The 12,735-nt window shown below is 64.9% G+C and carries 5 protein-coding genes; 1 reads left to right on the forward strand and 4 read right to left on the reverse strand.

The features are described from left to right. Window positions 1-36 precede the first annotated feature (36 nt). Complete coding sequence (locus tag G455_RS0103160; RefSeq protein WP_229861730.1) at window positions 37-2,970, reverse strand: ABC transporter transmembrane domain-containing protein; 2,934 nt, start codon at window positions 2,968-2,970, stop codon at window positions 37-39. Window positions 2,971-3,251: 281 nt separating this feature from the next. Between G455_RS0103160 and G455_RS0103165 the strand changes: the two genes are divergently transcribed. Then, on the forward strand, window positions 3,252-3,641 hold the full coding sequence (locus tag G455_RS0103165) for a DUF3307 domain-containing protein (protein ID WP_028092350.1): 390 nt from the start codon (window positions 3,252-3,254) through the stop codon (window positions 3,639-3,641). A gap of 57 nt (window positions 3,642-3,698) precedes the next feature. Here G455_RS0103165 and G455_RS25490 read toward each other — a convergent pair whose 3' ends face one another. Genes G455_RS25490 through G455_RS0103180 form a run of 3 tightly spaced genes read right to left on the reverse strand, consistent with a single transcriptional unit; the run spans window position 3,699 to window position 12,679 of the window. Further along, window positions 3,699-5,411, reverse strand: a complete 1,713-nt coding sequence (locus G455_RS25490) for an adenylate/guanylate cyclase domain-containing protein (RefSeq protein ID WP_051312125.1) — start codon at window positions 5,409-5,411, stop codon at window positions 3,699-3,701. Between the two features lie 7 nt (window positions 5,412-5,418). Further along, window positions 5,419-10,287: a PKD domain-containing protein gene (locus G455_RS26335; protein WP_028092351.1), complete on the reverse strand. Its 4,869-nt coding sequence runs from the start codon at window positions 10,285-10,287 to the stop codon at window positions 5,419-5,421. Window positions 10,288-10,330: 43 nt separating this feature from the next. Continuing rightward, complete coding sequence (locus tag G455_RS0103180; protein WP_028092352.1) at window positions 10,331-12,679, reverse strand: FecR domain-containing protein; 2,349 nt, start codon at window positions 12,677-12,679, stop codon at window positions 10,331-10,333. Window positions 12,680-12,735: the final 56 nt, after the last annotated feature.

Below are 12,735 nucleotides of genomic sequence, written 5' to 3' on the forward strand. Positions count from 1 at the left end.
GGGCATCGTCACCGTGCAGACCACGGCCCCGCGCCGTCAGTTCGACACATAGCCAGACACCACCTGCAACAGCTTGAACGAGGTGGCGGCGTCGTTTTCGACCACGGCGAGGAATTCCTCCTCGCCGATCCGAAGACAGACCAGATCCGTCTCAGCCACCATGCTCAGCGCGCGCGGCACCTTGCGGATCAACCCCAGCTCTCCCACCAGAGTGCCGGGCCCCACCCGGTTGATCAGCCGATCGACCTGCCCTTCCTGCGGCAGGTAAAGGCCGGCCTCGCCCTCGATGACCATATAGGCGCCATCCTTGGGCTGATCGCCCTTCAGAAAGATCACCTCGCCCGCCGTCGCCTTGTACCAGCGCGCTCCGAAGGCCAGCAGCCGAAGCTGCTTGCGGTTCAGCCCCGAAAACAGCGCGGTCCGCTCCAGCGCCCTCAGCTTGCGGGCCAGATCGGCGCTGGACCCGTGATCCTGCGCCACACCGACGCCCAGTTCCTCGCTGACGATCTGCCCCTGACGCAGCTCAAGAAAGCTGTCGAAGATGCTGTTATCCTCGAACCGCTCGCCCAGGAAGATAATCGTGGTTTCCGGCAAAAGTGCGCGCAGGTTTTCCAGCACCCGCGCCTGGGCATCCCCGTCGGCGCCAGACAGCGCCTGATCCAGGATCAGCAGATCGGGCTTTTTGATCGTAGCACGGCAGAAGGACAGCGGCGCGGCGAAGATTGCCGGCAGGTTCTGTCCACCGATGGCAATCGGCAAATCGAAGATCAACTCCATGGCCAGCTCCTGAGCACCATTGTCCAGCAGCACCTGGGCGATGACCCGGCGGATCTCATCTCCCTTGCTGCCTGCCGCGTCCGAGATCTTGCCAAACAGGGCATTTTCCAGAACGGTGAACCCCGGGGCGAATTCGTCGATATCAAGCGGCGTGAACAGATCGCCCAGCGACCGCAACAGCTCCTCCGCGTGGGTGGCGCGCAGTTCCAGAATCCGCGCCTTGAGATCGTCCGAGAAGGCCGGGCCGATCTGTTCCGCCGAAATCCGGAACGGCACCATCATGAACAGCGCCATCTCTTCGTCGCTGAGGGCCGCGGCCCCGCCGGCGCGGGTCTTTTCGACCAGATCCAGCGCGGTTTCATATATGCTGCCGTCAATGCCCAGCTTGCGGAACAGCGGATGGTCGCTGCCATCCAGCCCGAAGATCTGGCGCAACATCTCGATCACGTCGCGGGTCAGTTCCACCAGCGTCTGATCCAACCCGAGCTCGCGCAATTGCGCCATGAAGCCGATCTGCTCGGGCAGCAGCTCGGGAGAGATCGTCTTGCGCGGCGAGGCGAACAACAGGTTTTCGCCCACCGGCAGGGCCGGATTGTACATCTCGCGCAGGCATAGGAACACCTGCCCGCGCAGCCCTGCGGCTTCGACAGCCTGCTGCACCTTGGGCCGCAGGCTGACCAGCCGCGCCGCCAGTTCAGGGTGATCGCCTGCGTCAAAACGCTGATCCAGCCCACGCTGGAACAACGCCTCACCCGCGCCCATCGCCTGGACAAGCTGCATCCACCAGCCCCTGAGCTCTTCGGGCGTCTCGCAACCGGCAAGCCTGGGATCGAGCCATTCGGCATCGTAGGGGTCCGAGCTGTTTCCGGCCTTGAGCGCCTCGGCAAGGCGGCGCGTATCCTCCGGCGCCCCCCGAGGTCTCAGGCGCATCGGCATCATGACATTGTCGCCGAAACTGCCCTGGAACATCACCGGGCGCGATCCGGCCAGGCCGATCCGCGTCGCGATCACCGCCTGATGCAGGCCAGACAGATCCTGACCACCGATCCGCACATGGCCACCAGCCGGCAGAACCTCGCGGGTCAGCAGTTCGGCCAGAGCCCGCCGGTCCTCTTCGCTGGCTGCGGCGATGCCGATGGTGCTACCGCCGGTCAGCGTCACGTTCAGCTCCTCCAGAACCAGATTGCCGTCCCCGTCGCGCACGGTCACCCCGTCCAGCTCCACATCGCCCGCCAGACGCGGCAAGACGCCGGGTTCACCAAAGAACAGGCTTTCGTCCACCATGCCCGGCGGCGCGAACCGTTCGATGATCACTTCCCAGCGCAGCGACATGTCCTGTGTCTGGTTGTAGTAATCGAGCAGCTCCTTCCAGGGGGAGCTCAGATCCTTGTAAGCGCCCAATGCCGCCACCAGCGCGCCCAGAGACACCGTTCCCTGGATCACCAGATACCCGCCAACCGAATAGAAAAAGAACGGTGTCATCTGGCCTATGAAGTTATTGAGAAACTTCATGAAGAACTTTTTCTTATAAATTTCGAAACGAATATCGTAGAGCCGCCCCAACTGCGTGGTAATCGACGCCAGCCGACGCCGCCAACCGCCGTTGACCCGCAGTGTTCTGGCCCCTGCCGCGCTTTCGCCAATCGCCGCCGACAGGACACGAACCTCCTGAATCCGGGTCTTGTTCAGCTGGTTGATCTGACGCTGCAGCTTTGGAATCAGCCATCCCTGAACCGGAATCAGCGCCACCGCCGCCAGGCCGAACCAGACGTTCTGCACGAACAGGAAGCTGAGGATGGTGATCATCTGCCCCGCCTGCAGCACCGGCTGGCTGATGGCATCCCCCATCAACCCACCCATCGGCTCGCTTTCGGCGGTGACCATGGACACAAGCTCGCCCTGGCTGACGCGTTCGAAATAGGGCTGGGGGAATCGCAGCACCCGCGCGATCATCTCGTAGCGAAAGCGCCTCAGCATGCGTTCAGACAACACCCCTTTCATGGTGTTGATCCGCATTTTCAAAAGGCCATGCGCCAGCACCGAGGCCAGGAAAGCCAGACACAGAAGCCCCAGAAAGGTCACCTGTTCAAACGTATAGCCGAAATAGGTGATCGTCGCGCTTTGCGCACCGATGGCATCGTTGATGATCCGCTTCGGCAGTTCCAGCGTCAGGTAGAGCATCGGAAACAGCATCGCCGTCACCACCAGCAGGATGAACTGGTCGCGCTTCGAGTATTTCCAGATGAAGCTGAACAGAGAGGGTTCTATGGACAAAGCTCCCGTGGCAGGCAAACGGCGGGCCAACCGTTCCGGCACGATATGCGGCGGGCGCGAATGTGACAAGAGAGCCAGCCCACCCGGGCGGCACCTCACCCCGGCGGCGCCTGGGAACAAACGCGAATTCCAGGCACAGCAATTGCAGCCTCGATCCGAAACCCGTAAGCTCATCGGCGACTCTGTTGGGGGATCCGCGTTTGACCGTACCGATCGGCTCTTTGCTGCTTCTGCTCTGCTTGCTGCAGATCAAGCACATGTTTGCCGATTATTTCCTGCAAACCCCGCGCATGTTGTCCGGACGCGGCGAATACTGGCACCTGGGTCGGGCAGAGCACGCCGGGGTGCATGCGATCGGGTCGATCATCACATTCCTGCTGGTCGGCGCGCCGCTGGTCTTCACCCTGATCCTGGCCGTGCTGGAATGGGGCGTGCATTTCAACATTGATTTCTGGAAAGCGCGACAATGCGACCAGAAGCAGCTCGACCCCTACAAGGCGGCGTTCTGGCGCGCGTCCGGCGTCGATCAGGCGCTGCATCAGTTCACCTATATCGCGATGATCTGGGCCTGGGCCACTTTCGCACTCTGATCCGGGAACCTCTTCAGGGCCGAGCCGCTCGCCCCGTTTCCGACCCCACCGTTCCGTTCAGCTTCGCGATGCCGAAAAGGCCGGTACCGGCTGGGCATAGCCCTTCAGCCGCACCGGCGGCAATTCCTCGAAGTGCAGCTTTCCATTGCCGACCGAAGCGTCACGCGTGGCACGATCGACCAGCGCCTGCCCCGGCTCGGCTTCGGAACACAGCCGCGCCGACAGGTTCACCGTCGACCCCAGCGCGGTGAAATCCATCCGTGCCTTGGCGCCCATCGCCCCCATCACCACCTCGCCCGACGCCACGCCGATCCCGACGTGAAGCTGATACTCGGGATAATCATCAAGCATCCGCGCCATCGCTTCGAGGATCTCCACGGCGCAGGCAGCGGCGCGGCACTCCATCGCCTCGCCCTCGAACACAGCAACCAGCGCATCGCCGACGAATTTGTCGACGTCGCCGCCATGCTTCTCGACGATATCGGTCTGCACGTCGAAATAGCTGTTCAGCGCCTCGATCACCACCTCGGGTGCAACCCGTTCGGAAAAGGCGGTATAGCCGCGAATATCTGTGAACAGGACCGACACTCGCCGCCGCTCCCCACCGCGCAGCATCCCCTTCTCATCCGCCTTCTGGATCGCCGAAACCGTCCCGCGTGAGACGAATTTCATCAACTCCAGCCGTTCGCCCAATTCTCCGATCATCCGATTGAACCGGGCGGCGAGATCGCCGATCTCGTCACGCACCCGGACCCCTTCGACCCGGGCCGAGAAATCCCCCTCCCCCACCCGTTCGGCCACCGCGCCGATCTGCAGGATCGGTCGGGTCAGCTGGCGGGCAAAGATCAGCGCGCCAAGCCCCGCGATGACGAAGCCGATCAGCCCCACGATCAGAATCTGCCGGGTGATCGCATTGACCACCGCATAGGCGCTCGTCTCTTTCAATTCGGTGATCACCGCCCAGGGGAACCAATCCGGAAAGGCATAAGCACCCAACATGGCCGTGCCATCGGATCGCATATAGGGCTCCAGCGCCTCGGCGCGGGCTCCGGCGACGATCAGCGGCTGAACCGAGGCGACGATCTGACGATCGGTCAGCAAGGCCGGCTCGGCCTCCAGCACCCGGCGACCGGCCTGATCGACGACCGATATCTCGCCCCGCTGGGCGAAGGGATGCCGCCGGACCATCTCGCCCAGACTGGACAGGTCGATCTTCGCCGCCATCACCACCCGCCGCCCGGCGATCCGGCTGTTCAGCGGCAGTGCAAGGGTGGCGATCCAATCACCGGTTTCGCCGATCCGGCTGATCACCGGGCGGCCGTATTGCCCGGTCGTGGCAATCGCCTTGATCAGGTCGGCCGGTGTCGAGAGGGTCTTGACCGGGTCCAGTCCCGCCGCCGACAGAGACGCCGCAAATGCCTCTCCGGTGACCAGAATGGGCAGGTCGGACCCTTCGACCGAAAGCTGCAACGCAACCACATGGGGCAATTGCTCCAACCCCAGGGTCAGCAGTGACACTTTCTGCTGCACCCCCAACTCGGCGCTGTCGATACCGTTGCGGATCACCGTCAGCGGCGTCAGCCAGCGGCCTTCGAATGTCGTGTCGAAAGCGGCACGCAATTCTGCCGCGACGGTGGTCAGATCCTCATTCGCCGCGCTCTTCAGCTCGTCCCGCGTCAACCGGGTCAGGTTCAACCCCACCAATGCGAGTGGGGCCACCGCAAGCAAAGCGGCGAAGACGAAGAATTTGAGACGGAGGGGGAATCGCATGGCCGGATTATGGGCTGCGCGGCACCGCCTCTACAAGCGCCGTATCGCGTGCCACGCCACAGGCCAGCCCGGTGGCGTCACGCGCCTCGACCGTCACGGTATAGCTGCCCGGCACCGCATAACGATGACGCACCCGCGCCCCACTGGCGGTGGCGCCATCGCCAAAATCCCAGCTCAGGCTCAGCCCCTGGCCTTCCGGATCCCGGGCAATGGCTGCATCGAACATGATGTCGTCATGTGCGCCGCCGACGAACAGCCTGCGATCAGGACCGGCGTCCACCACCGGCGGTGCGTTGACCAGCACCCGGGCGCTATCGCTGCCGTGATTACAGGCTGCGGCACCGCTGTCGTCACGCACGTTCAACCGCACCTCCAGCGCGCCAGGACTGTCAAAGCTGCGCTCGACCCGGGCGCCCGACAGGGTGATCCCATCACTGAACACCCATTCGAAGGCATCAATCGCGCCATCGGGGTCGAACGACCCGCCCGCATCGAAGACAATGCTGTCTCCAGGGCAAACCAGCCGATCCGGTCCGGCCTGGGCCACCGGCGCGACATTCACACGCTGATAGATCTCCTCTACGCTCCGGCTCCCGGCCAGCCCGGCGCCATCATCCAGAATGACGCGCAGCGGATAGAGTCCCGGATGATCATAGGCATGGCTCACCTCGTTCCCCTCGGCGGTCTTGCCATCGCCAAACCTCCAGCTTGCCGCAGCTTCCGGAGCGGTGGCAAGCGTCCAACTGATCGGCTGCCCCGGGCAGGCCGGCGCCGGCGCGGCCAATGCCGCCTGCGGCACCGGCGCGACCTTGATCTTGCGCGTCATGCTGGCCAGGCTGTTGCCCACCCCGGCATCGTCCAGCACGCTCAACCGCAGCAGATACTCACCCGGCGCAGCATAGCTGTGCTCCGCCATCACGCCCTGCGCCGTGGCGCCATCGCCGAAGTCCCAATCATAGGACACAAGCGCCCCGTCGGCATCTGTCGAACCGCTGGCGTCGAAGCGGGCGCTTTGACCGACGGACAGATCTTCGGGCCCGGTGAATAGGGCAACCGGGGCGGCATTGACCACCACCCGATGAACCATCTCCAGCTCACCGCAGGCCTCCGCCCCCCCGGACAGCGCCACCCGCAGGGTGACGTCATAGCTCCCCGGTTCGGTCCAGGTGTGAGTGGCCTCGGCCCCTTCGGCAGTAGCGCCATCCCCGAAGTCCCACAGGATGCTGGAGACGCCCTCTTCGCCCGCCCCCGACAGTCGTGCGGCGAATGCCGTTCCGGCACCGGCACCGGCGCGGGAGGGGCCGTCGATCGCCAGTTCAGGCGCGGGAACCACCTCGACCTCGACCATGTCTGTATCGAGCGGGCTGCAACTCCCCAGCGCATCGCCGGTGATGGTCAGCGTCACGCTATAGTGCCCCGGTTCGCTGAAGGTATGGGCCGGGGTCGCCCCGGCGCCGGTGGCCCCATCGCCGAAATCCCAGGCAAAGGCATTGACCGCACCGTCGGCATCACTGGAGCCGGAGCCATCGAAGCGCACCAGAGTATTGGCGCAGACCTTCAGATCCGGCCCGGCGTCGGCCATCGGCCCCTGCCGGACCAATGCAGCGATCCGGTCCATGTCGGTGCCATAGTCGGTGCCGCTTTCATTGCGAACCCTCAGCGTTACCGGATAGACACCGGGCTTTTCGAAGATCTTGGTGGGGTTAATCAGATCAGAGCTCTCCCCATCCCCGAAATCCCAGGCATAGAGCAACGATCCGCCATCGGGGTCAGAGCTGCCAGAGGCATCGAACAGGATCGGCTGACCAGAGCAGACATCACGGTTGCCACCGGCGACGGCCACCGGCCTGGCCTTGATCCGGACGGTGGTGGCATCGCTTGTCCGCGCATTCGACAGTCCGCTGCCATCATCGACACTGAGCGTCACCGGGTAAAACCCGGGCTGCGGATAGACGTGGGTTACCCGTTGCCCCGCGACCGGATCGGAACCATCGCCGAAATCCCAAAGATAGATCAAGCTATCGCCATCCGCATCGGCCGAACCGCCGCCGTCCAGCGTGACATAAAGGCTTTCGCTCTCTACCGCCGGGCCAGCGTCGGCCACCGGCGGGCTGTTGACCCGGATGGTCACCGCGTCGCTGGCAGTGGCATTCAGAACGCCACTGTCATCGGTGACCGTCAGCTGCGCCGACCAGACACCGGGCGCGGTATAAGCGCGTTCGACCCTTGCCGCTTCAAGAGGGGCCCCGAGATCGTCGAAATCCCAACGCCAGGACACGATCTTGCCGTCAGGGTCATAGGACGCGCCGCCGTCGAAGATCACGCTATCGCCAGGAGCGATATGCAGATCGGGCCCCGCCATGGCGACCGGAGCCGCATTCACCGTGATCAGGACCTCGGCCGAGGCGCTGGCGGCACCGCCAGCGAAATCGTCATAGACGGTCAACCCGATGGGATAGAGACCGGGCTTGTCCAACCGGTGGCTGACCCGCTCGCCCTCGGCGGTAGAGCCATCGGGAAACTGCCAGACGGCTTTGGCAATCTGCCCGTCGGGGTCAACCGAGGCCGCTGCCGAAAGCGTGAACTCCGCCCCCGGCGCCACTGTCCGGGCCGGGCCTGCGTCGGCGATCGGGCTGGCGTTGACGGTGACCACCATGCTGTCGCGGCTTCGGTTCAGCGGTGCGCCACTGTCATCGGTCACGCTCAACGCGACGTGATAGACGCCCGGGCGGGCATATACATGATCGACCCGCTCGCCTTCGCCCGTGGTGCCGTCGCCGAAATCCCAGGCCCAGGCGGCGACCTCTCCGTCAGGGTCCGAAGACCCGCTGCCATCGAAATGCACCACGCTGGCGGTCACGAACTGATCGGGGCCAGCATCAGCCACCGGCGCGGCATCGACACGCACCGTCCGGGTCACGCTTTGCAGGGCCGACGCCGTGCCGCTGTTGTCGATCACCGTCAGCGTCACCGGAAACTCTCCGGCCCGGGTCCAGGCATAGTTCACCACCGGCCCCTCGCCGGTGGCCCCATCGCCGAAATCCCAGATATAAGACAGGATCTGCCCATCCGGGTCGACCGAGGCGGTCGCGTCCAGCACCGCCGCCTCGGACACAGATAGGGCGCGCAGCGGCGGCGTAAAGGCCGGAACCGGTGGCGCGTTGACGGCGATCTGCAAGTGATCCTGCGCCCGAGCATTGGCCACACCGCTGTCGTCGACCACCGTCAACGTCACCGTATAGAGCCCCGGGGCGCCATAGGCATGGGTCACCGTCTTTCCGTCCAGCTCGGTGCCGTCGCCCATATCCCAGATGTAACGGTCGATCAGCCCGTCGATATCATAGCTCGCCCCGGCGCTGACACTCAGGTTCTGCCCAACCACGGCCTGCTGATCGGCACCGGCTTCGGCCACCGGCGGGAAGTTGACCAGCACCCGCCGGGTCTCCACCCCGAAGTTGCAGGGATGATCGCTGTCGTCCTCGACCCGCAGGACCGCACGGAATTGCCCCGGCGCGGCATAACTGTGGCTGGCCTGGATCCCGCGGGCCTCGGCGCCGTCGCCGAAGTTCCACAGATAGCGGGTGATCGGGCTGTCGGAGGGCTCCGAGGCACTGCCATCGAAGGCCACCGCCTGCCCGGGTGCGACAACGATATCGCCACCGGGCACCGCAATAGGGGCGTTGCGCACATGCACCGGAAGCTCCAGCGCGGCACCCCGACCGGGACGGGAACCGGGCTCCAGCACCTCAAGCCGCGCGGTATATCGCCCCGGGGCGGCATAGCGATGGACGATCACCGGTTCGGGCGAACTCTCCCCGTCGCCGAAATTCCACAAATAGGACAACGGAGCCCGTCCGGTGGTGCCGCTGGCATCGAAAGCCACCGCGCGGCAATCGGCCAGCGGTCGGGCGGTCCCCTGCGCCACCGGCCGCGCCGGCACCGGCGCCCGGAGCGGCGGCATCGTCAACGGCAACGCCTGCCCATCGGCGTCGAATACCGACACGGTAACGTCGTTGGGCGTTTCGAAACCGCCGGAAAAGCTCAGCGCCAGATCGGTCTCAGGCGTCTCGACCTGATCCGAAACCCAATAATCCTGCCCCGAGCTTTTCAGCGGCAGGTCGCCGAATCTGGTCACCAGTGCGAAATCGGCGCTGGCACCGTCGAAATTCTGCACCGTCAACGGCCCATCGCCGGGCGCCTTGAAACCGATCAGCGTCGGCGCCTCTCCTCCCGCCCAGCGCACCGTCGCCTGGTAGGAAAACATCTCCAGCCCCTCGGGCGGGCGGTCGCTGTCGCGCTGCAGGCTGACCGACACCGAATACCCGTTGCCCTGGTAGCCCTCGGTGCCCAGAACATCGAGCCGGAAATAGGCGCGGTCGCCGATCACCTCGCCCTGGCGGGCATGCAGGGCCGTCAGCGTCGCCCAGCGGCCATCGGTTGCCGGATCGCTGCCAAAGATCTTTTCACGGATCAGCTTTCCCGGCCCTGGTGCCGGATCGAACTCCTGCCGCCCGGCGCGGGCGCCATCGGCGACCGGCTGTGGCCGATCAACAGCGGAAAAGGCGCCCTCGCCACCGAACAACCGAAAGGTCGTTTCAGATCCCCCCCCGCCGCCATAGGGGAAATCGCCCCGGCCGCCGGTTTCGGGATCGTAGAGGCGCAGATAGACAGGATCGGCCAGATCGGCAGGCAGGCTGAAAAAGATCTCTTCGAGGTGGTCGATATCCCCCTCGCGACTGGGGGCGCGGCGTCCGTAAACCACCAGAAGCCCTGCATCGGTCCCGGCGCCCGCCGACGACTGGGCCGGCAGAACAGAGGGCTCGACCAGCATCATCAGCGCCAGAAGCGCCCCTGTCCCGATCCGTGCCTTTTGCATGAACAAACCTCCGTTACCCCGTCTCGCGGGGCCGCCCCAAACCCTATTCGATGACCGTATTGCCAGCATAATCTTCGATCACCACTTCGATCAGCCGCAGCTTGCCCGGACGTGGTGGCAGACTGGCCTGGCAGCTCCCCACCGCGCCATCGCAATGCAGGAACCCGCGCACCTCTTCGCCGTCGATCGACAAAATGAAAGGCGCCGCCTGCCTCAGCCCACTGGGATCATGCGCCTCGACCCGCAGTTCGATCGGCCCCGCGACACCCTGCGGTCGGCCCAGATCAACCCGCGTCACCTCGGGCGGGTCAAGATCGAGAAAGACGTCGAAACGGGTGTGCGAAACATTGCCAACCGCATCCCGAGCCGTCAGCTCCACCGCATTCCTGCCCGCGACAAGCGGCAAGGTCAGATCGAAACGCCCCGCATCCAGCGCCACCGCACTGCCGTTCAGCTCCAGCTCCGCCGCATCCCCTGCCGCCCCCGAAAGCCGCAGCCCGGCCTCGCCAGTCACCTGCGGTGGCGGCAGATCAAGCGTCACCTCCGGCGCGGTCCGATCGCTCAATGCGACGAAATCAATCTGCCCCTCGACCGTCCCGCCGGGGCCCAGAACCGCAATCGTAAAGCGTTGCCGCTCGGGCTTGACCGGGATGGTGAAATTCAGCTCTCCGGCAGCACCCACCCGTGTCCGCAACAGCTCGAAACCGGCTTCGCCACTCACCACTGCCACCGTCTCGGGCGCGGCATCCGTCTTGGCGGCGACGGTCAGTTCGCCACTGCGGGAGGCCAGGGCCCCCTCGACCCGCGGGATCGCATCGGACAACAGGATGCCGACCGTCGCCGCCGGACGATAGCTCACCGTCAGGCTGCGATTGCTTTGATTGCCAGCCGGATCCGTCGCCGCCAGTTCGATCCGGTTCTCACCCGGCTCCAGCGTCAGCCGCGCCAGGAAGGACCCGTCGGCCCCCAGCTTCAGCGGGTCCCCGTTCAGCACCACCTTAGCCGACAGTTCCGAGGCTCCCAGAACCTCGATCTCGGGCACGGTCACCAGCGTGCCGTCAGCCGGCGACATCAACGCCAGAAACGGCGGCGTGGTATCGACCCGCAGGGTGAAATCGCGCGGCGTGCTCCAGGCGCCGGGCAGCCCCAGCGCGTCGAGCCCCGCAACCCGCCAATAATAATGCCCCGGCTCCAGCCCGGTCATAGAAACCCCCTGCGCCTCAACCTCCCATCGGGAGAAAATCATCTTGTTGAACCCAGGGTCCTCCGCGACCTCCAGCCAATACCCGCGTGCGCCCTCGAGCTTTTGCCACGCCAGGGGGGCTGCCGCGGTATAGATAATGGCACCAGGTGCGGGCGCCATCGGCAGCGGGCGATCCAGCACCAAGGCCCGGCGGGTCCCTGCCCCGGTCAGGACCGCCCCTTCGTTCTTGCCCAGGGTAATGACCTCGGAGCCCCGGGCGATCTGCAACCCCGCGCTGTCGTAATTCACGAAACGGGCGCTCTCCGCATCTTTCCTGACCCAGAAATCGGCCGAGTTGGTGGTGGTCTCGACCCCCGGCACCTCGATCTCGAAAGACGTCCTGTCGGAAAGCTGATTGAGCAGCGCGTAGAAATCACCTTCGGCCAGCGATACTTTGGCCACCTCTCCGCCGGTCAGCGGGTCGGAACGCATCCGTTGAATCGTCGCATTGGAGTTCGGGTTCAGCCGCAGCCGGCTGAGATCGCGGAACGTGATCTGCGTAGAGGAATTGGACAGCGTCCTGAGCTTTTCGTACTCGACCAGAACATCATTGGGCAGCCGGTTCGACCAGGCCTGTTCGGCGGGGGCCCGTCCTTCGACCCTGCCCTGTACGTCCGACACCACCGCCTCGGCTGCACGGTCGCGCTGCGCGACAGAGATCTCCAGCGCTTCGCGGGCGAAATCGCTGGCCTCCGCAGCAGAGCTGACCGCCTGCCGCCATTCGCCACGCTCGCGTTGCAGGATCGCGGCATCCCGATTTTCAAGCGCCTGGCCGATTTCGACAGGGGCGAAGATGCGCGCGCCTTCGGCAGTGGCGGCCTGGATATCGTGAAGCGAGTTCATAAGCGCCTGGTCCGCCACCGTGACCTGCCGCACCGGCAGCGCCAGTTCGGTGCCGGGCCTCAGATCGGCCGGCGAAGCGATATTGTTCAGCGCCAGCACCAAGGGCCAGAGATCAGGATCGTGCAGATACTTGCCCACGAGACCACGCAGCGTATCGGCCTCGTCGAAGCGGACATGCTCGAACGGCGCCTCCATCGGGTCAACCTCGGCATCAATGGCCCCCGACGAGACAAGCAGCATGGTGCAACCGACCATGGCAGCCATCACAGCGCGCATCGGATTTGCGAAGATCACCAGCCGAACCACCGAACACCGTCCCCCGTTGCGGGTCGAACAAACTTTCTGCTGTTTGCCCTATCTTC

It is taken from the genome of Pseudodonghicola xiamenensis DSM 18339, from assembly GCF_000429365.1.
Lineage (GTDB): Bacteria > Pseudomonadota > Alphaproteobacteria > Rhodobacterales > Rhodobacteraceae > Pseudodonghicola > Pseudodonghicola xiamenensis.